Origin of the sequence: Aquimarina callyspongiae, assembly GCF_034322225.1 — a bacterium.
Classification (GTDB): Bacteria; Bacteroidota; Bacteroidia; order Flavobacteriales; family Flavobacteriaceae; genus Aquimarina.
In genome coordinates, this window is record NZ_JAXLPA010000002.1 from 195,348 (window position 1) to 216,217 (window position 20,870).

The 20,870-nt window shown below is 32.7% G+C and carries 16 protein-coding genes; 9 read left to right on the forward strand and 7 right to left on the reverse strand.

The window, feature by feature from the left end; translation table 11 throughout:
* Nucleotides 1–43: 43 nt before the first annotated feature.
* A complete protein-coding gene (arsC, locus tag U0D62_RS07940) occupies nt 44–385 on the reverse strand; it encodes an arsenate reductase (glutaredoxin) (protein ID WP_322195254.1) in 342 nt (113 codons plus the stop codon).
* 17 nt (nt 386–402) lie between these two features.
* Nucleotides 403–1,501, reverse strand: a protein-coding gene (prfB, locus tag U0D62_RS07945) for a peptide chain release factor 2 (protein WP_322195256.1) whose coding sequence is annotated in 2 segments (ribosomal slippage) — nt 403–1,437 and nt 1,439–1,501 — 1,098 coding nt in all. Because the reading frame shifts where the segments join, the coding sequence is not laid out codon by codon here.
* Between the two features lie 112 nt (nt 1,502–1,613).
* On the opposite strand from prfB, the gene U0D62_RS07950 reads away from it, so the two are divergent.
* Nucleotides 1,614–4,025: a zinc-dependent metalloprotease gene (locus U0D62_RS07950; protein ID WP_322195258.1), complete on the forward strand. Its 2,412-nt coding sequence runs from the start codon at nt 1,614–1,616 to the stop codon at nt 4,023–4,025.
* Between the two features lie 32 nt (nt 4,026–4,057).
* A complete protein-coding gene (locus tag U0D62_RS07955) occupies nt 4,058–5,092 on the forward strand; it encodes a threonine aldolase family protein (protein WP_322195260.1) in 1,035 nt (344 codons plus the stop codon).
* 79 nt (nt 5,093–5,171) lie between these two features.
* Here U0D62_RS07955 and U0D62_RS07960 read toward each other — a convergent pair whose 3' ends face one another.
* Together U0D62_RS07960 and U0D62_RS07965 are read right to left on the reverse strand one after the other, a co-directional pair.
* Entirely contained in the window at nt 5,172–5,492 is a 321-nt protein-coding gene (locus U0D62_RS07960; RefSeq protein WP_322195261.1) for a YegP family protein, read from the reverse strand.
* 186 nt (nt 5,493–5,678) lie between these two features.
* The gene (locus tag U0D62_RS07965) at nt 5,679–5,996 is read right to left on the reverse strand and encodes a YbaB/EbfC family nucleoid-associated protein (protein ID WP_322195263.1); all 318 of its coding nucleotides are present in this window, start codon (nt 5,994–5,996) and stop codon (nt 5,679–5,681) included.
* A gap of 132 nt (nt 5,997–6,128) precedes the next feature.
* Here U0D62_RS07965 and U0D62_RS07970 point away from each other — a divergent pair, with 132 nt between their 5' ends.
* The 3 genes from U0D62_RS07970 to U0D62_RS07980 all read left to right on the forward strand — a co-directional run bounded on the left by U0D62_RS07970 (nt 6,129) and on the right by U0D62_RS07980 (nt 10,738).
* Nucleotides 6,129–8,198, forward strand: a complete 2,070-nt coding sequence (locus U0D62_RS07970; RefSeq protein WP_322195265.1) for a S9 family peptidase — start codon at nt 6,129–6,131, stop codon at nt 8,196–8,198.
* A gap of 90 nt (nt 8,199–8,288) precedes the next feature.
* Nucleotides 8,289–9,329, forward strand: a complete 1,041-nt coding sequence (locus tag U0D62_RS07975; RefSeq protein WP_322195266.1) for a PLP-dependent cysteine synthase family protein — start codon at nt 8,289–8,291, stop codon at nt 9,327–9,329.
* A gap of 149 nt (nt 9,330–9,478) precedes the next feature.
* A complete protein-coding gene (locus tag U0D62_RS07980) occupies nt 9,479–10,738 on the forward strand; it encodes an aminotransferase class I/II-fold pyridoxal phosphate-dependent enzyme (RefSeq protein WP_322195268.1) in 1,260 nt (419 codons plus the stop codon).
* An 88-nt stretch (nt 10,739–10,826) separates the two neighbouring features.
* Here U0D62_RS07980 and U0D62_RS07985 read toward each other — a convergent pair whose 3' ends face one another.
* Both U0D62_RS07985 and U0D62_RS07990 read right to left on the reverse strand, forming a co-directional pair.
* Complete coding sequence (locus tag U0D62_RS07985) at nt 10,827–11,945, reverse strand: GNAT family N-acetyltransferase (protein ID WP_322195270.1); 1,119 nt, start codon at nt 11,943–11,945, stop codon at nt 10,827–10,829.
* A gap of 129 nt (nt 11,946–12,074) precedes the next feature.
* Complete coding sequence (locus U0D62_RS07990) at nt 12,075–13,730, reverse strand: transporter (protein ID WP_322195272.1); 1,656 nt, start codon at nt 13,728–13,730, stop codon at nt 12,075–12,077.
* 100 nt (nt 13,731–13,830) lie between these two features.
* Between U0D62_RS07990 and U0D62_RS07995 the strand changes: the two genes are divergently transcribed.
* From U0D62_RS07995 to U0D62_RS08010, 4 genes are read left to right on the forward strand one after another with little or no spacing between them, the layout of a single operon-like run.
* Nucleotides 13,831–14,100 (forward strand): DUF4834 family protein, encoded by a 270-nt coding sequence (locus U0D62_RS07995; RefSeq protein ID WP_322287601.1) that lies wholly within the window; start codon nt 13,831–13,833, stop codon nt 14,098–14,100.
* 32 nt (nt 14,101–14,132) lie between these two features.
* A complete protein-coding gene (locus U0D62_RS08000) occupies nt 14,133–16,577 on the forward strand; it encodes a YfhO family protein (RefSeq protein WP_322195274.1) in 2,445 nt (814 codons plus the stop codon).
* Between the two features lie 5 nt (nt 16,578–16,582).
* Nucleotides 16,583–17,875 carry a glycosyltransferase family 4 protein gene (locus tag U0D62_RS08005; protein WP_322287602.1) on the forward strand — a complete coding sequence of 431 codons (1,293 nt, stop codon included), beginning with the start codon at nt 16,583–16,585 and terminating at the stop codon, nt 17,873–17,875.
* A gap of 51 nt (nt 17,876–17,926) precedes the next feature.
* Nucleotides 17,927–19,387, forward strand: coding sequence for an oligosaccharide flippase family protein (locus tag U0D62_RS08010; protein ID WP_322195276.1), 1,461 nt, complete (start codon nt 17,927–17,929; stop codon nt 19,385–19,387).
* Nucleotides 19,388–19,532: 145 nt separating this feature from the next.
* Here U0D62_RS08010 and U0D62_RS08015 read toward each other — a convergent pair whose 3' ends face one another.
* Nucleotides 19,533–20,837 carry a hypothetical protein gene (locus tag U0D62_RS08015; RefSeq protein ID WP_322195278.1) on the reverse strand — a complete coding sequence of 435 codons (1,305 nt, stop codon included), beginning with the start codon at nt 20,835–20,837 and terminating at the stop codon, nt 19,533–19,535.
* Nucleotides 20,838–20,870 lie beyond the last annotated feature (33 nt).

A 20,870-nucleotide genomic window follows, 5' to 3' on the forward strand; every position in this document is an offset into this window, starting at 1 on the left:
TCTTAGATAGCCTTTTTATTTCTTTATATTCTAATTTTGATTTTTAGAGTATATCTATAACTTTTTGAGGAGGTCTTCCAATAATTGCTTTATCACCTTTAATAACTATAGGTCTTTCTATTAGTTTTGGGTTTTTACATAATATGGTAATAAGTTCTTGATCAGTAAAGGTTTTACCTTTATAATTTTCTTTCCAGATTGCTTCGTTTTTTCGAACTAATTCTATTGGAGAAATTCCTAAAAGTTGTATTACTTTTGATAATTCTTCTTCTGTAAAAAGAGTGTCTAAATATTTAACAATAGTGATATCTTCATTTTGTTCTTCGAGAATAGATAATGTTTCTCGAGATTTACTACATCTTGGATTGTGATATATAGTTGCCATGATATTATGTTTTTGTTTTAATCATCATCTTTTTGCCCCATCATCATTAGGTAAGATTTTAAGAATGCATCGATGTTTCCGTCCATTACAGCGTCTACATTTCCTGTTTCTTCAGCAGTTCTTACATCTTTTACCAATTTATAAGGATGCATAACATAATTACGAATTTGAGATCCCCATTCGATTTTCATTTTAGAAGCTTCAATCTCATCACGTTGAGCTTGCTGTTTTTTGAGTTCCATCTCGAATAATTGCGATTTAAGCATTTGTAAAGCTTTTTCGCGGTTATCATGTTGAGACCTGGAATCAGAACAAGAAATTTGAATCCCGGTAGGGAAATGGGTAAGTTGTACTTTGGTTTCTACCTTATTTACATTTTGTCCTCCGGCACCACTAGATCTTGAAGTAATAATTTCATAATCTGATGGGTTGATGTCTATTTCAATACTGTCATCGGCAAGAGGATATACGTATATAGAAGCAAATGAGGTATGTCTTTTAGCATTACTATCAAAGGGTGATATTCTTACCAATCGATGTACACCATTTTCGCCTTTTAACCACCCAAAAGCATAATCTCCATCAATCTCTAGAGTCACCGTTTTAATACCAGCAACATCACCTTCTTGATAATTGAGTTCTCTGATTTTAAACCCTTGTTTTTCTGACCACATCAAATACATACGCATTAGCATACTAGCCCAGTCACAACTTTCAGTTCCTCCTGCACCCGCTGTTATTTGTAAAACAGCGCTCATAGAATCACCTTCGTCGCTAAGCATATTTTTAAATTCAAGATCTTCTATCAAAGAAGTTCCTTCATTATAGCGTTCGGTGATTTCAGCTTCGGTGGCATCTCCTTCTTTATAAAATTCGTAAAGAACCTCAAGGTCTTCTATTAAAGAAGCTCCTTTTTCATAATCAGAAACCCATTTTTTTTGAGCGTTGAGGGCACGCATCAGCTTTTCTGCCTCTTGAGCATTATCCCAAAAATCTGGTGCAAAAGTTTTTTCTTCCTCGTTAGCAATTTCTATAAGTTTGGCATCAATGTCAAAGATACCTCCTTAACGCAACCAGGCGCTTTCTCAGATCTAATATAGTATCTGTATTAATCATAATTATATCTTATTTTTGACAAAAATAGGATTTAACAATTCAGTAAGAAATAATTTTTGAATTATTTTATAGTTTTAAAAATTTTATAAAATCCTCACATAAATCATAGTTAATGAAACTACATTTTGTATGCCTGTTCTTTATTGTCAGTAACATCCTGACAGGGCAATTCTTAGAAGAGAAAAAGAATCTCGAATCGTATAATGGATATTTTAATTTTCATTATAATAAGGCTAAAGACGAAATTTATCTGGAAGTAGATAAACTTGATGCTGAATTTTTATATGTCCATTCGTTATCTTCAGGATTAGGATCTAATGATATAGGATTAGATCGTGGTCAGATTGGAGATGGAGTAGTGGTGAAGTTTCAGAGAGCTGGAAATAAATTGTTACTTATTCAGCCTAACCAGAGATATAGAGCAGTAACAGATAATGATCTTGAAAAGAAAAGTGTCGAACAGGCGTTTGCGAAATCTGTATTATTTGGTTTCCCTATAAAGGAAGAAAAATCTGGAAAATTCATTATTGATTTAACACCATTTTTATTACAAGATACACACGGAATAATCAATAGACTAAAGTTTCAAAAAGAAGGTGCTTATAGTGTTGATAAGTCCAGAAGTGCTTTGAGTTTGGATAGAACCAAAGCTTTTCCTAAAAATGTAGAGTTTGAGGCATTGATAACATATAAAGGCTCACCAAGTGGAGGTAATATTCGTTCTGTAGCTCCAGATTCAAAATTTCTCTCTGTAATTCAACATCACTCTTTTGTAGAATTACCAGATAACAATTATATAAAGCGAGAATTTGATCCTCGAAGCGGTGCTATTTCTATTTCTTATCTAGATTATGCGACTCCAGTTCAGGAATCAATTATGAAACGATATATTATTAGGCATAGATTGGAGAAAAAGAACCCTGAATCAGCAGTTAGTGAGGCAAAAGAGCCAATAATATATTACCTGGATCCAGGTACCCCTGAACCTGTGCGTTCTGCATTATTGGATGGGGCAAGGTGGTGGAACCAGGCTTATGAAGCTATCGGTTTTAAAAATGCTTTTCAGGTAAAAATTTTACCTGCTAATGCAGATCCTATGGATCTAAGATATAATGTAATACAATGGGTACACCGCTCTACAAGAGGTTGGAGTTATGGTGCTAGTGTAGTAGATCCCAGAACTGGAGAAATCCTTAAAGGACATGTGAGTTTAGGAAGTTTACGAATTCGACAGGATTTCCTAATTGCCCAAGCATTATTAAATCAACCATTTAAAGAAAGAGATGATAATTATCAACCAATGTTAGAAATGGCATTGGCTCGTATACGTCAATTATCAGCTCATGAAGTTGGGCATACTATAGGTTTTGCTCATAATTTTGCTGCTAGTACTTCAGAAAGAGCTTCGGTTATGGACTATCCACATCCTTTAGTTACTCTTACTAATGGAAAAATAGATTTATCAAATGCATATGATACTAAAATTGGAGCCTGGGATAAGGTGACTGTAGCGTATAGTTATTCTGAGTTTGATAAAGGAACTAATGAGAAAGAAGAGCTGAATAAAATTTTGAATAAGGCTTATCAATCAGGAATGCGTTTTATTTCAGATAGTGATGCCAGACCACAAGGAGGAGCTCATGCATTAGCACATTTATGGGATAATGGTAAAAGTGCTACAGAAGGACTTAAAAATGTTTTATCGGTAAGAGAAGAAGGAATACGTAACTTCTCTGCAGATAATATAAAAAGTAATGAACCCTATTCTGTATTAGAGGATGTTTTTGTACCACTTTATTTTTTCCATAGATATCAAACTGAAGCTACTGTCAAATTAATCGGAGGTTTAAATTATAATTATGCTGTAAAAGGAGATCAGCAAACTATTGTAGAAACCGTTGCTCCGAAACAACAAAAAGAAGCTTTACAGCAAATTTTAGAAACATTAACCCCTGAAATATTAGCAATACCTGAAGAAAAACTAAAATTATTTCCGCCAAGAGCATTCGGGTATTGGCGAAGTAGAGAATCATTTAAAGGAAAAACAGGTGTTGGTTTTGATGCTTTGAGCGTAGCTTCTACAGCAAGTGATATGAGTTTATCTCTTTTACTGCATCCGGAGAGGGCTTCAAGATTGGTTCAACAGAAAAGTTTGGATAAAAGCCAATTAGGATTAGCTGAAACTTTAGATGAGTTATTGAAAGTTACTTTTAAAGAAGAAACAAAAAGCAATTATTACAAAGAGATTAATCATACAGTTAAGGCTAATGTTTTAAAACGCCTTATGAGTCTTAGTAAGAATCAAAATGCATATCCTCAAGTGAATGCTATTGCTTATGCAAAGATGGTTAATTTGATTCCGGTACTAACTAGTCAAAGTAAAGACCCTTTGGGTAAAATATATAACGATTATTATCTAAAGCAAATTCAGGAATTTATGAAGAGACCAGAGAGTTTTAAAGTGATTCCTTCTCCCAAAATTCCTGATGGTTCTCCAATAGGTAGTGATAGATGTGAGTTTTAGATAAAAGAATAGTAAGTTTTAAAAGTAAACACGTGAAAATAGATCTTAGAAGTGATACCGTAACTAAACCAACTCCAGAAATGCTTTCTGCAATGATGAATGCTCAAGTTGGAGATGATGTTTATAAAGAAGACCCGTCTGCTAATGCTCTCGAAGAAAAAATAGCACAAATGTTTGGGAAAGAAAAAGCATTGTTTTTCCCTTCAGGCAGCATGGCTAATCAAGCGGCAATAAAATTGCATACTCAGCCTGGAGAACAACTTATAGCAGACAAATATGCACATATATATAACTATGAAGGAGGAGGAGTGTCTTTTAATAGTGGAGTATCTTGTAAATTACTAGATGGTGATAGAGGTATGATTACCGCATCACAGGTAGAAGCAGCAATTAATCCGCCAGACTTCTATCATAGTCCTTTAACTAGCTTAGTATGTGTAGAAAATACTACGAATAAAGGAGGAGGAGCTTGCTATAATTTTGAAGAGATTAAAAAAATAAGAGAAATCTGTGATGAACATCGTTTAGGATATCACCTGGATGGTGCACGATTATGGAATGCGTTAGTAGCAAAAGAAGAAAGTGCTAGACAATATGGAGAAACCTTTGATACTATTTCTGTTTGTTTAAGTAAAGGTTTGGGAGCACCCGTTGGATCTGTATTGGTAGGAGATGCAAATATTATGGAGAATGCTATTAGAGTTAGAAAGATTCTTGGTGGCGGAATGCGACAAATAGGATACCTTGCGGCAGCTGGGTTGTATGCTGTAGAGCATAATATTAGTCGATTGGCAGAAGATCATAAAAGAGCCAAAGAAATTGGAGAGGTTCTAGAGAAACTGACATTTGTACAACAAGTAGAACCCATAGATACTAATATAATTATATTCACTATTGATGGAAATGAAGAAGAATTTATTTCTCAAATGGGGTCAAAGGATATACATTTTTATGGAATGGGGCAAGGTAAATTAAGATTTGTTACTCACTTGGATTATACTCAAGAAATGCACGAATACTTTTTATCAGAACTACAGTCTTTTAAGGTAGCACTTAGTAATAAATAAATAGAGTAAAAAATAAACTAAACAAAGCTGCTCAGGGTTTATGAACAGCTTTGTTTAGTTTTATAAAACACTTAAAAATTTAAACTTCTTTGGTATCTGCACCTGGTGCATTTTCTTTTACAGAATTTATTCCATTTTCCATCCCAGACTCAGAAGAATACATCTGACTACTTCCAATTACTTGACCATTACCAGCTTTTAAATTAAAAAAGAATCTACCATCTTTTGCGGTTTTACGCTCATATCTCCCATCTTCACTTGCGTTTTTCTTTACTGAAGAAATTCCGTTTTCGGCAGCGGCTTTACTATTGTAAACTTCACTTGATAAGATTACTTGCCCGTTCTTTGCTTTAAGTGTAAAATGGTAGCTAGCCCCTTCCTTATTTTTGAGTTCAAACATTTTTTTTTGTTTTAGTTAATTTTAATGATTCTGTTAAAATTATAGAATTAAAAGGAGAAAGAAAAATAATAAATAATGAAGATTGGTTTTTTGTCGAAAAAAAAGAATCATCTGTATACGATACTATTTATTATAAGAATAAATCTGCCTATCAAAAGCAGTATCTTTAACTCTTATGATTTACAATTATTTCATAAAAGAATCTAATCCTGGTATATTGGGCATTCCATCTTTTGCAGCAGCAGCTAGTTCTGATTCATTAATTTGAGTTGCCCGTGCAATTGCTTTATTAAGAGTTAGAACTAAATAATCTTCTAATTGTTCCTTATCGTTCAATAATTCATCATCAATAGCTATTCCAGTTATTTTTCTGTTAGCAGTTACCGTAACGTTTAAAAGCTTATCAGAACTACTTTCATCGATTAGAACAGTATCTAATCTTTTTTTGGTTTCTTCAACCTTTTGCTGAGCTTCTTTAAGTTTGCCCATCATATCTCCAAACATGTGATTTTTTTTAATGTTAATAATTGCAAAATTACTGTTTTGGCTGTTAATAAACTAAGTGATAAATATGAAAAGTCTAAGAATTATAATCTTTATATCATTACTTTTGCAGATTCATGTTAAAAAGATATTATGTCAACTTTGGATACCGAAGTAAAACCTCCTATAGCAGATAAAAAATCTGTAAATCTTCAAAAGCATAATGATATTCGTGTTGATGAATATTTCTGGCTAAATGAAAGGGAAAATCCTGAAGTAGTCAATTATTTAAAGCTTGAAAACGAGTATAATAAAAGAATGACGACTCATACTGAAGATTTTCAGAAACAGTTATTCGAAGAGATGAAAAGCCGGATTAAAGAGGATGATACATCAGTACCTTATAAAAAAAATGGATATTGGTATATTACCAGGTATGAAATAGGGAAAGATTACCCTATTTATTCCAGAAAAAAAGAAACTCTTGAAGCTGAAGAAGAAATTTTATTCGATTGTAATAAAGAAGCTGAAGGTCATAATTATTTTAAAATGTCTGGACTTAATGTAAGTCCTGATAATACACTCATAGCTTTTGGAGTAGATACTGTAAGTAGACGTAATTATACAATCAGGATAAAGAATTTGGTGACAGGAGAACTATATTCTGAAACTATAGAAACTACTACAGGAGGTAGTACTTGGGCTGCAGATAGTAAAACATTGTTCTATACCAAGAAAAATGAGGAAACACTAAGATCAGATAAGATTTACAGACATGTATTAGGGAATTCTGTTTCTGAGGATGTCGAAATATTTAATGAAGAAGATGATACTTTCAACACCTTTGTATATAAAACCAAATCAAGAGAATATATCGTTATTGGTTCTAGTAGCACCCTAACATCAGAATACAGAATATTAAGAGCTGATGACCCAACAGGTGAGTTTAAAGTTTTTCAGGAAAGAGTACGAGGACTTGAATACGGTATAGCGCACTATAATGGTCATTTTTATGTATTGACCAATCTAGATAATGCTACCAACTTTAAATTAATGAAAGTCTCTGAAGTTGATACCTCAAAAGAAAATTGGAAAGATGTTATTGCTCATCGCGAAGATGTATTAATCGAGGATGTAGAGATTTTTAAAGATTATTTGGTGATTAACGAACGCCATAATGGATTAAATAAAATAAATATTAAAAGATGGGATGGTACAGCTGATTACTACCTTCCTTTTGATAATGAAACCTATACCGCTTTTGTAGGGACTAATCTTGATTTTAATACTAAGTATCTTAGATATGCATACAACTCTTTGACTACTCCTAACTCTGTAATCGATTTTGATATGGAGAGTAAAGAAAAAGAAGTAAAAAAAGAGCAAGAAGTATTAGGAGGTAAATTCAATAAGAGTGATTATATCTCAGAAAGAATATGGGCAACAGCTGAAGATGGTACAAAGATTCCTATATCTATGGTATATAGAAAAGGAATACAAAAAGATGGAAATAATCCAGTATTACAATATGGTTATGGGTCTTACGGTTCTACAATAGACCCATATTTTTCTACAGTACGATTAAGCTTATTAGATAGAGGTTTTATTTATGCAATAGCACACGTGCGAGGAAGTGAGTATCTAGGAAGATCCTGGTATGAGGATGGTAAACTCTTGAAAAAGAAAAATACATTTACAGATTTTATAGATTGTTCAAAGTTTTTGATATCTCAAAATTATACTTCTTCTGATCATTTATATGCTATGGGAGGTTCTGCAGGAGGGCTACTTATGGGAGCTGTAATAAATATGGCACCAGAATTGTATAACGGAATTGTATCAGCGGTTCCTTTTGTAGATGTTGTGACTACTATGTTAGACGATAGTATTCCTTTGACAACAGGAGAATATGATGAATGGGGGAATCCTAATGAAAAGAAATATTATGATTATATGAAATCCTATTCGCCATATGATAATGTAGTAGCCCAAGAGTACCCTCATATGCTTGTGACTACAGGGTTACATGATTCTCAAGTACAATATTGGGAGCCTGCAAAATGGGTCGCAAGACTTAGAGAATTGAAAACAGATGATAATATATTACTTTTGCACACTAATATGGATGCAGGACACGGTGGAGCTTCAGGAAGATTTGAAGCACTAAAAGAAGTGGCAGAAGAATACGCGTTTTTATTAGATTTAGAAGGTATAAAGGGTTAATTAAAAAAAATAATGTAACTTCGTACCGTTTTTATGGCAGTTAGCAGATCCCCATTTTTATTCTGTAAATCTGTTTAAAACAACAACTATATGAGAGAAGATATTCGGGCTTACAATAATGTTTTAGAGCTTATAGGTGATACCCCACTTGTAAAATTAAACAGAATTATGAAAGGCTTTCCGGGGAATTTCTATGCTAAAATAGAATCTTTTAATCCGGGACACTCCACAAAAGATAGAATTGCACTATATATTATAGAAGAAGCAGAACGAAAAGGTATTCTTAAACCAGGAGATACTATTATCGAGACCACAAGTGGTAATACCGGTTTTAGTATTGCAATGGTTAGTGTTATTAAAGGATATGATTGTATTCTTGCCGTAAGTTCTAAATCGTCTAAGGATAAGATTGATATGCTTAAAAATATGGGAGCTAAGGTATATGTTTGCCCTGCTCATGTAAAAGCAGATGATCCTAGATCATACTATCAAGTGGCCAAAAGACTTCATGAAGAAATTAAAGGATCAGTATATATAAATCAATATTTCAATGAGTTGAATATTGATGCTCATTATAATTCTACAGGTCCAGAAATCTGGGATCAAACAAATGGTAAGATTACACATTTTGTTGCTTGTTGTGGAACTGGAGGAACTATTTCTGGTACTGCAAGATATTTAAAAGAAAAAAACAAAGATGTACGTGTTTTGGGTATAGATGCGTATGGATCTGTGATAAAAAAATATCATGAAACCAGAGAGTTTGATGAGAATGAGATTTATCCTTATAGAATAGAAGGATTAGGAAAAAACTTAATCCCTACAGCTACGGATTTTGATGTTATTGATAAATTCGAAAAAGTAAGTGATGAGGATAGCGCACATACCGCTAGAGAATTAGTAAAGAAAGAAGGAATGTTCCTTGGATATACTAGTGGAGCAGCGGTACAAGGAATAAAACAACTTGCCTTGCAGGGAGAATTTGATGAAAACAGTAATGTTGTTGTAATTCTTCCAGATCATGGTTCGAGATATATGAGTAAAGTATTTAGTGATGATTGGATGACCGAACAAGGATTTTTTGATAGTCAACATGAAGTTGATGAAAGAAGAGTTGAGTTTGTTAAGTAATTTCTAAATTTAAAAACAATAAGCATCTGATATCTTACGGGTGTTTTTTTTGCGAAATAATTATTTGTAAAAGGGAATTGTAATATAATTATGTCATCACGTCAATTTTCTGTATTTTCGCAAACTTAAAGAAATCAAATTTTTGGTAGATGAGAGATTTATTTGATAAAATTTATAAGGACAAAGGTCCATTAGGGAAATGGGCAGATCAAGCAGAAGGATATTTTGTGTTTCCTAAACTAGAAGGTCCTATATCAAATAGAATGAAGTTTCAAGGGAGAGAAGTTATTACCTGGAGTATCAATGACTATTTGGGATTGGCAAATAAAGAAGAAGTTCGTAAAGTAGATGCAGAAGCTGCTGCTGCGTATGGTTCTGCTTATCCTATGGGAGCAAGAATGATGAGCGGGCACACAGACTTACATGAACAACTTCAGGACGAATTAGCAGCATTTGTTGAGAAAGAAGCAGCTTATTTGTTAAACTTTGGTTATCAGGGAATGGTATCAACTATTGATGCGCTGGTAGGTAAAGATGATATTATAGTTTATGATGTAGATGCACATGCTTGTATTATAGATGGAGTACGATTACATCAAGGAAAAAGATATACATATCGACATAATGATATAGAGAGTATAGATAAAAATCTTATGAGAGCCACCAAAATGGCTGAAAAAACCGGAGGAGGGATATTGTTAATTTCTGAAGGTGTTTTTGGTATGCGTGGAGAACAAGGAAGGTTAAAAGAAATTGTTGCTCTTAAAGAAAAATATAATTTCAGGTTATTTGTTGATGATGCTCATGGATTTGGAACATTAGGTGCTACAGGTGCTGGTACAGGAGAAGAGCAAGGTGTTCAGGATCAGATAGATGTGTATTTTGCTACTTTTGCTAAATCTATGGCAAGTACAGGTGCTTTTATAGCGGCAGATCAGGAAATAATAGATTATTTAAAATATAACCTAAGATCTCAAATGTTTGCTAAATCTTTACAAATGCAGTTAGTTATAGGTGCATTGAAGCGTTTAGACATGTTGAGAACAATGCCAGAATTGAAAGCTAAATTATGGCAAAATGTAAATGCTTTACAAAATGGATTGCGCGAACGTGGTTTTGATTTAGGAACTACTCAGAGTTGTGTAACTCCGGTATATCTTAAAGGTAGTATTCCAGAAGCGATGGCTTTGGTAAAAGATTTAAGAGAGAATCATGGGGTTTTCTGCTCAATTGTAGTGTATCCCGTAATTCCTAAAGGATTAATTTTATTAAGATTGATTCCTACAGCCTCTCATACTATGGAGGATATTGATGAGACTTTAAAAGCATTCTCTGCGATTCGAGAAACTCTCGAAAATGGAACCTATAAACGTATGTCTGCAGCATTAGCTGAAGCTATGGGGGAGTAGAGAAATAGTAATATATTAGTGAAATAAAAAATCCGTGTATTCTAAATACACGGATTTTTTTATTAATATTATGTAGATGAATGGATTATCAGATGTTTTTTCTGAATGTTCTTCTCATTTTATGTTGCTCATGATCATAATCATTCCAGAGTGCTTGTATAGCTTTATTTTCTACCAATTCTGGGTTGGTTTCCACGACCTCTATACCATTTCTTAAAAAAGTTTCATTCATTTCTTTAAAAATAAGTGCAGTAACTCCTTTGTTTTGATATTCTGGGTCTACACCTATAAGATAAAAAGCAGCAGTGTTATTTCTTCGTTGTGCTTTTAAAATGTGTAAAAATCGAAGCGGATATATTTTTCCGTTCATTTTTTTCAAAGCTTTAGAGAAGGAAGGCATAACTATTGAAAAAGCAATTAGTTTTCCTTTTTTATCAGCTATACAGGTAATGTATTCTGGGTTTAAATAAGGTAAATACTTCTTCTTATACATTTCTATTTGATACTGCTGTATAGGAACAAAAGTTTGCAAACCACTATATGTCTTATTAAGTAAATCAAACATATCATCCGCATACTGAAGTATTTCCTTACTCTTGTTAAATTTAATAAGGCTAAGATTGTAACGCTCTTTAATGATTCTAGAGAATTTGATTACTTTTTCCTTTGTGTGTTTAGGAACTTTTATTTTGTACTCTACCCAGGTTGCAGCAGGTTCAAAATCAAGCTGCTCCATATGATTGGCATAATATGGGTAATTATACCAAGTAATCATAGTATTTAGTTCTTCAAACCCTTTTATCAAAATCCCTGCTTTATCCATATTAGAAAATCCAACAGGACCTTCCATGTATTCAAGAGAATGTTGTGAGCCAAAATCAGCTACTTTTTTAAGTAACGCTTTTGTAACTTCTATATCATCAATAACATCAAACCACCCAAAACGTACTTTTGGTTTTTTTTGTTCTTTGACTTCAATCCAATTAATTATAGCAGCAATCCGGCCAACAATAGCATCATTCTTATATGCTAAAAAATACTTGGCTTCAGAATTTCTGAACACCGGATTTTTTTGAGGGTTCATTACATCCAATTCCTCTTTAATAATGGATGGAACGTAATAAGGAGAGTTTTTATATAATTCAAAAGGAAACTTAACAAATGTTGTTAAATCTCCTTTTGAGGTAATTTCTTTAATCGTAATCATATAGCTGCACTAGTTCAAAGCAAATATATAATCCTTTTATTAAATATTGCGACTACTTAGGCAGGATTTATCGTTTTTTTTCAAGAAATCTTTATAATGATTAGATTTTGGATAGTAAACAATATGTAATTAGTTATTGTCACTTTCTTCATTCTCGTTATCATTTCCTTTTTTCTTTTCTTCCTGTTTTTTGCGTTTTTCTTCTTCCTTTTTTCTTTTCTTTTCTTCTTTTAAACGCTTCTTTTCTTCTTTCTTCTTACGTTTTTCTTCTTCTTTTTTAGCCTTTTCCTGCTCTTTTTGTAGCTTCTCGTACTCTTCGTCGATTTGTTTTTCTTCTTCGGCTTGTTTCTTTTCTTCTTCTTCTAACTTTTTGAGCTCATTATCTAACTCTTCAAGTTCTTTATCTGTATTTTGTTCTTCTTCAAGTTTCTTAAGTTCCTTATCTAGCTCGTCTAACTCGGTATCAACGCCCTGTTCTTGCTCTATTTTGTCAAGTTCTGCATCAATATCATCTATCATTTTTTGTTTCTCTTGCTCAGCTTTTATACGTTCCTTTTCTGCTTTACGAGCTTCTTTTTCTTCTCTTTTTAATCTTCTGCGTTCTTCTTTTTGGAACTTCTTACCTTCTTTCTTAGCTATTTTCTCAGCCTCAATACGCTCACGTTCTATACGCTCAGCAGTTCTTCTTTCGTCAAGATCTTTTTCTAATTCTTCTCTATGACTATCATCCTCAAATTCATTGATAAAAGGTGTTCTTTCTTGTTTTAAACTATCGTTTTCGATTTCCTCAAATTCATCAAACTCATTTTCTTCTTTTTCATTCTCTCCTTCACCTTCTTCTTCATCTTTAAGTTGATCTTCTTTGACACCACGCTCTAATCCAGGTTGCTCAATAATTTCGTCTTTTGTATGCCAGTCAAATCGATACGATGCTCCAACGCTAACGTTAAAAATAGAAGGAGTGTCTTTAAAGTTGAAAGCTATATTTGCATCAAATTGCAAATCATTATTAAATAGATAAGCACCTCCAAATCTTAAAAGATTGTCACTATAAAAATCACTTTTTTGTCCTTGATACTCTCCAAAAATAGCCCATGTATCATTTATAGTATGTGTAGATGTGATAATCCAACCTAATATTGGATCATCGGTAGTTACTTTATCTATAATAAGATTGGTTACCAATACCCAATCTCCATTAAGGCTAGTACTCCAATTATTTTGAGTGGCAATAACAATTTTTGGACTAATAGCGTCATCGTTCGGAGAAGTAAAGGGGTTGTCGGTTCCAGCAAAATTTACCCCAAGATATGCAGATACAGCAGGAATTAGACTTTTCCATTTAAATTTATGCTGCTCTCTCCAACTATTAAGATTAATAGAATCTTTTTTTGGATTTTTATAGGGGTCATAAATTAAATATTTTGCCCCGATAGTATTTAATTCAAAATTAGTTTGGGTTACTTTTTCTTCATTTCCACCAACAGTAAAACGTACTCCATCACTTCTGAAACGACCATTAACTCTTAATTCTAATTGTTCTATTAAAAGACCATATCTAGCAGTATAGTCAAGGGTAAAACTATTGGTTTTAGTATTAAGAATATCATGTTTTTGTTTGCCTAAACCTATGCCTCCTTCAAATTGGAGAACATTGTTACCTACAGAAAAAGCACCTTGTGAAGTACCGGGTCTGTTAGAATTAATCTTTTCTGTATACTGTGCTGATGCAGCTAAACCAAATAAAATAAGGCTAACTGACAACAGAATAGATTTAGGGCTCATATTCAAAAGATTTGGTTCAAATATAGGAGATTTTATCATTTTTTTTAGACTGTCTACCTGTAATTGTACCCTAAGTTCCTTATTTTTGAAAAAAAATCGCATGCAAGAAGCTTCTTTGACAGGGGTATTAAAGGTAATTCTCATTATCGTATTGGTATATTATGGACTAAAGGTATTAACGCGTTTATTTGGTCCTCTATTGCTTAAATATGTCACAAAGAAAGCTGGAGAAAAATTTCAGCAACAATTTGATCAATACCAAAACCCAAATCAAACTACTGAAGGAGAAGTTACTATTGATAAAAAACCAAAGCAGAAATCTTCTAATAAAGATGTAGGAGAATATATCGATTATGAGGAAATTGATTAATTTGGCACTTTATTAGTAAACTTGCACAAATCATGTCTTTAATCAAAAGATCCTTACCTCACATCCTAATCGTTTTAGGTTTTATAATCGCATCGTTAGCTTTTTTTAATCCTGTTCTTAGCGGAAAAATGCTTTATCAAAATGATATAAAGCTTTATGAGGGGATGGCAAAGCAACAAAAAGATCATCGAACCAAAACTGGCAATGAGACATTTTGGAACAATGCTGCTTATGGCGGAATGCCAACGTATCAAATGGGAGCAAAGTTTCCTCATGATTATATGGATAAATTGGATCGTTTGATTCGCTTTTTACCAAGACCAGCAGATTACCTTTTTCTATACTTAGTTAGCTTTTACATTTTGATGCTGGTAATGCGCGTTCCCTGGAAAATGGCAGTTTTAGGAGCATTGGCTTTTGGTTTTTCTGCGTATCTCATTATAATTATTGGAGTGGGACATAACTCTAAGGCACATGCGATAGCATATTTTCCTTTGGTTATAGCCGGGATTTTATTAGTATTTCAAAAACGATATGTCTGGGGATTTATACTCACAGCATTAGCGATGGGATTAGAAATACAAGCTAACCATTATCAAATGACGTATTATCTTGGGTTATTGGTTTTTGTATTAGGGGTCTCATATTTTATAGACGCCGTGAAGAAAAAAGAAATACCGCATTTTTTTAAATCTGTTTCTTTATTAGTAATTGCGGTAATATTAGGATTAGCTACCAATGCTACAACTTTATTATCTACTTCAGAATATGCAGAGACTAGTATCCGTGGTAAAGATTTATTAGCAGAAAATAATATAACAGGGGCTTCTGGAAAGAGTGGCCTTGATTATGATTACATTACAGAATATAGTTATGGTAAATTAGAGTCTTTAAATCTATTTGTTCCTAAATTAATGGGATTGGGGAGAGCTTCGGATCTAGGAAATGATTCTGCTTTTTACCAAAAACTAATAGAATTAGGACAACCAGTAGAGCAGGCAAGATATTATTCGAATGTTACGGGATTATATTGGGGTGATCAACCATTTGTAGAAGCTCCACCATATCTGGGTATTACCGTAGTATTTCTTGCGTTATTAGGGTTGTTACTTACAAAAGGAAGATTGCGATGGTGGCTTATTGGTGGAATGATATTGTCATTAGCACTTAGTTGGGGTAAAAATCTAGATTTCTTAACAAGATTTTTTGTGGATTATGTTCCTATGTATAACAAATTTAGAGCAGTATCCAGTATTCAGGTGATTTTAGAACTACTTGTTCCAATAGCAGCTGTGTTTGGATTACATCGATTATTTAATGATCGAATACCTTTTGCAGAGCGACAGAAGAAATTTTTCATTTCACTTGGTGTTTTTGGAGGGTTGACGTTAATATTTTGGTTGTTTGGAGGTAGTTTATTTAGCTTTAAAACAGCTTCTGAAACGCAACTGGCGATAGAGCAGCCGTTTATTTTTGATGCTATAAAAGAAGATCGTATTACTTTACTTAAAAGTGATAGTTTGCGATCTCTTATCTATATTATTTTACTAGGTGGTGTTTTATGGTTTATGCTAAAGAAAAAGATTTCGGAGAATTTAACTCTGTTAATTGTTGGGGTTCTTATCATAGCTGATTTAGTAACAATTGATCGACGTAGCGTTGATGAAGGTAGCTTTATATCAAAACGCAAATACCAATCTTATTTTCAGCCTACCAAGGTTGATAATGAGATCTTAAAAGATAAATCTTATTATAGGGTTTTAGATCAGGCACGAGGTTTAAACAATTCACATACCAATTACTTCTTTAATTCACTTAATGGATATTCTGCAGTTCGCCCAAGAAAGATGGAGGATTTGTATTTTAAGCATATAGCAAAAGGTAATTTGCAAGTATTGAATATGCTTAATGTAAAATACATTATTCAAAGAGGAGAAAAAGGAGGGTTGGAATATCAGGAAAACCCGGGAATCAATGGTGCAGCTTGGTTTGTAGAAGAGTTAAAGTATGTAGATGGATATAAATCAGAGTTTGATGCTTTGGGTTCTATAGACACTAAAAAAACAGCAGTGATTCGCAAAGACTTTAAGAGTGAGCTAGGGGATTTTCAACCAATTAAAGATAGTGTCTCAACGGCCTCAATTTCTAAAACAACACCGGATCATCTAGCATATAATGTATATACCACCAATCCTGGATTTCTTGTTCTTTCTGAAGTTTATTATAAAAATGGATGGAAAGCGTATATTGATGATAAGCCAGAGCCGATTTATCCTGTAGATTATACATTAAGAGGGATAAAGGTACCTGCAGGAAATCATAAAGTAGAATTTAAGTTTGAACCACAGGTTGTGAAAACAGGTAGTAGCATTACTTTAATAAGTTCAATTCTTTTGATGATATTAATCCTGGGAGGAGTGTTTTATCAATATAAGAAAACTGGTAGTTTGTTACCTTTAACAAAAGAAGATAAGTAAATTTTATTTTGAAAGTACTGATTATCACATATTACTGGCCACCCGCAGGTGGTCCTGGCGTACAACGATGGCTGAAATTTGTGAAATACTTAAAAGAGTTTGATGTAGAACCAATTGTTTATATTCCTGAAAACCCTACTTATCCTCTAGAAGACACATCACTCTCTTCTGAAATAAATGAGAGTATAACAGTTCTCAAGCAACCTATTTTTGAACCCTATCGTTTTGCTGAAATATTCTCTAAGAAAGAAACAAAAGTTATTAGTAAAGGGATTATTGCGGGTAAAGAAAAACAATCATTGATTCAAAAAGTACTTTTATTTATAAGAGGTAATTTCTTTATTCCAGATGCTCGTGTATTTTGGGTAAAACCTTCTGTGAAGTATTTAAGCAAATATCTTTCTGATAATAAAATTGAAACAATAATTACAACAGGGCCTCCTCATAGTGTACATCTTATAGGTGAAAAATTAAAAAAACAGTTACCTATTAATTGGGTAGCAGATTTTAGAGATCCTTGGACTACCATTGGGTATCATGATAAATTAAAGCTAACAAAGCGTTCTATAAAAAAGCATAAAGCCTTAGAGAAAGAAGTACTACAAACAACAGATCATATTTTGGTTACTAGCTATACAACGCAAAAAGAGTTTCAGCAGATTACAAATAAACCAATATCGGTAATTACAAATGGTTTTGATACAGAGTTAATTTCAAAAACTACTTTGGATTCTCAATTTACTATTTCGCATATTGGATCTTTGCTATCTGGACGTAACCCTAAAAATCTTTGGAAAGCGTTATACGAGTTAACTAAAGAAAACAGTGCCTTTGCAGAAGCGTTTAGATTACAATTAGTAGGAGCTGTGAGTGAGGATGTACTGGCATCGATAAATGAAGCAGGTTTAGAAGACTTTGTTAACTTTAAAGGATATGTTTCACATAAGGATGCGATAGAAATTCAAAGAAGCTCACAGGTATTACTGTTGATAGAAATTGATAGTAAAGAAACCCAATGTATAATACCTGGAAAATTATTTGAATATATGGTGTCTAAAAGACCAATTTTGGCATTAGGACCTAAAGATGCAGATATTTCTAAATTAATTTCTGAAACTAATTCTGGAAGTTTTTTTGAATATCATGAGTTTCAAAATATTAAATCACTGTTGCGAAATTATTTTTTAAAATATCAAGAGAAGAAATTAGTATCTCAAGTGGTGGGTATTGATAGGTATAGTAGAAAATCTCTAACTTATAAATTATCTGAATTACTTAAAAACGAGTTGAAAGCGTAACAAATTCAATAGTGAAGAAAATAAAAATCAAAACTTGAATTAAAATAGACAATGGGAGTAGTTGTTAATCAGTCTGTAAAAAATGTTATGATTACCTGTTTTGGTTTTGGAATAGGGGCTGTGAATACGTTATTCTTGTTTACTAATTTTATGGAGGAACAGTACTATGGATTAGTATCGTACCTTATTTCTGCATCAAATTTGATCTGGCCACTCATAGCATTTGGAACCCAAAACACGTTGATAAAGTTTTTTTCTTCGTATTCTGATCAAAAGCAGCAAAATAAGTTTTTGAACCTGATGTTGTTATTGCCGCTAGTAGTTGCCATCGTATTAGGAGTAATAGGAGTGTTGATGTATTCATTTATTATAGAATACTTTGATAGTAGAAACTCTATTGCAAAGAACTACATCTGGACTATTTTTATACTAGCTTATGCGTTATCATATTTTGAAATCTTTTTTGCCTTAGCCAAAGTAAAACTCAAGAGTGTTTTTGGTAATCTTATGAAAGAACTTTTCTTAAGAGTTTGTATATGTATATTATTGTTTTTGGTGTATTTTAAAATGCTCTCTGTAGAACAGTTTATTTATGGATTAGTACTCGCATATATAATAAGAGTTCTTATTATGTCTGTTTATGCATTCAAGCTTCATAAGATTAAGCTTACTCTATCTTTACCCCGTAATTATATTTCGGTATTAAAATATTCGTTTTTAATTTTAATAGCAGGCTCGGTTGCCACTTTATTGATTGATCTTGATAAAACTATGATAGAGAGGTATTTGCCTATAGAAAATGTTGCAAAGTATGGTATATGTGCTTATATAGCTAGTGTTATTATTATACCGTCTAGAGCAATGCATCAGATTACCTATCCGCTTACAGCCAAATTGATTAATGAGAAAAGTTATGATCAGCTTCGACAACTTTATCAAAAAAGTTCTTTAAACCTTTTTGTGATTAGTGGCTTATTATTTATCCTTATTATCTGTAATGTACATCAACTTTTTGAGGTCATTCCTGATGAGTATGAATTATTTATTTGGGTAGTAGTTTTGATAGGAAGTGCTAAGCTATTTGATAATTTTTTGGGTAATAATAACTCTATTTTATACAGTTCTGATTATTATAGAATGGTTTTATATATCGGAGTAGGAATGGCGTTGCTTACTTTTATTTTAAATATAGTTTTTATTCCTGTTTTTGGTGTCAAGGGAGCGGCAATTGCAACATTTACTGCTGTTTTTTGCTATAACCTGGCAAAGTTATGGGTTGTACAAATTAAGTTTAAGATGAATCCATTCTCAAAAAATACCCTCACGACATTAATTATCATCTTAGTATTTATCTCGGGGTTTTACTTCTGGAATTTTACATTTCACCCAATCATCAATATTATTTTAAAAAGTATTTTGATAGGAGCCGTTTATGTATTACTTCTTTTTAAATTAAAAATCTCTAATGATATTAACGTTTTAATAGATAGAATACTGCAAAAAGTATTTTAGAGAGCTCTTGTTTAAAATAATTAAAGAGTAAACAACCTTTTTGATTATCGATGTATAAAAGAAAATCCCCTGAGGTGCCTACGGCATACAACTCTGGGGATTTTCCAACTAACCAACCAAAAAAATAAAATTTGTATATATTTTTCTAACTTCTGCTTCTAGTACTACGAGAACGAGAATTGTTTGATCTTGTAGCTCTTCCTGAAGAAGAAGTATTGCTTCTTTGTCTTTTTATCGTCGTTTTAGGTTTACTGCTACCATAACGACTGTTATTAGAACGATTTGTTACATTACCTGAACGATTTCTAGTTGTACTTCTTTGTCTCTGCACTTGATTGTTAGATCTGTTTGCAGGTTTCTGAACTCTACTATTTCTTTGAGATTTTACTCTATTATTATTCTGACCAGATCTACTCGCAACAGTATTTCTACTTCTCTGCGTTGTTTGAACTCGTTGTCTGTTAGGCGTATTTCTTGAGTTTGATCTTGTTACTCTTTCTCTAGACTGCGTTGTTCTATTTCTAGTTACTGTTCTGCTTCTACCATCAGCATTAGTACTTCTGTTTCTAGTTACTGTTCTGGTTCTGTTATCCGCATTTGCAGTTCTGGTTCTGGTTCTTGTACCAGATGTATTTCTTGATACATTATTGTTAGATCTGCTACGTGTTATTGTACTGTAGTTACGATCATTTCTTTGATACATAGAGTTTCTATAACCACGATTTCTATAATCCAGACTTCTTGATCTTGTAATTCTAGATCCTCGGTTATAACTTGTTACTCTACTATTAGGTCTATAATAGTTACGACTTCTATATGGTTTACTATAATATCCATTGTAATAATTATTTCTGTACACAGAATAAGAATATCTGTATGGGTTATAGTATCTTCTGTATGGTCTATCATATACAATACATCTGGTCACTACAGGGATTGTAAAATATGCGTGAAAAGGTCTGTAAGTATAATATCTGTTATAGCTATTAATATATCCTGTACAGTTTAAGAAATTTCCATAGGTATTATAATTTACATATAATCCACCTACACGAGATATGCGTCCCCAACGATTGTACCTTATATATACGTCACCTGCTTGAATAATTCTACCATAATAATCATAAAAAACCGGAACATCTTCTACTTGAACCACAGCTCCGTAATCATCATATTGTACATAGGCATCATAATCATACCCAGAATTAAAACTAATGCTAACACCAGGAGTATGAACTCCAACACTCAAACCACTTCTTCTTCGTCTGTTATCAATATAGAAATCAAATTGCCCATCTGCATAAATCGAAAACTCAACTCCACCTTCTGAGAAAATAAATGATTTTCCATAATTGTAATATCTTTTTGAAGACTCCGTATTAGTCTCTAGCGCATTAGCAGTAAATGCTGTTAATAATAAGCTAGTGAATAGTAAAACAAAATTTTTCATAATCTGTGGTTTTAAATAGAGCGTTGAAATTAA

Excerpts from the sequence above, each read along its gene's own strand:
- arsC (WP_322195254.1), bottom strand. The coding sequence starts at position 385 with ATGGCAACTATATATCACAATCCAAGATGTAGTAAATCTCGAGAAACA.
- U0D62_RS07950 (WP_322195258.1), top strand. The coding sequence starts at position 1,614 with ATGAAACTACATTTTGTATGCCTGTTCTTTATTGTCAGTAACATCCTG.
- U0D62_RS07960 (WP_322195261.1), bottom strand. The coding sequence starts at position 5,492 with ATGTTTGAACTCAAAAATAAGGAAGGGGCTAGCTACCATTTTACACTT.
- U0D62_RS07965 (WP_322195263.1), bottom strand. The coding sequence starts at position 5,996 with ATGTTTGGAGATATGATGGGCAAACTTAAAGAAGCTCAGCAAAAGGTT.
- U0D62_RS07970 (WP_322195265.1), top strand. The coding sequence starts at position 6,129 with ATGTCAACTTTGGATACCGAAGTAAAACCTCCTATAGCAGATAAAAAA.
- U0D62_RS07975 (WP_322195266.1), top strand. The coding sequence starts at position 8,289 with ATGAGAGAAGATATTCGGGCTTACAATAATGTTTTAGAGCTTATAGGT.
- U0D62_RS07980 (WP_322195268.1), top strand. The coding sequence starts at position 9,479 with ATGAGAGATTTATTTGATAAAATTTATAAGGACAAAGGTCCATTAGGG.
- U0D62_RS07985 (WP_322195270.1), bottom strand. The coding sequence starts at position 11,945 with ATGATTACGATTAAAGAAATTACCTCAAAAGGAGATTTAACAACATTT.
- U0D62_RS07990 (WP_322195272.1), bottom strand. The coding sequence starts at position 13,730 with ATGAGCCCTAAATCTATTCTGTTGTCAGTTAGCCTTATTTTATTTGGT.
- U0D62_RS07995 (WP_322287601.1), top strand. The coding sequence starts at position 13,831 with ATGCAAGAAGCTTCTTTGACAGGGGTATTAAAGGTAATTCTCATTATC.
- U0D62_RS08000 (WP_322195274.1), top strand. The coding sequence starts at position 14,133 with ATGTCTTTAATCAAAAGATCCTTACCTCACATCCTAATCGTTTTAGGT.
- U0D62_RS08010 (WP_322195276.1), top strand. The coding sequence starts at position 17,927 with ATGGGAGTAGTTGTTAATCAGTCTGTAAAAAATGTTATGATTACCTGT.
- U0D62_RS08015 (WP_322195278.1), bottom strand. The coding sequence starts at position 20,837 with ATGAAAAATTTTGTTTTACTATTCACTAGCTTATTATTAACAGCATTT.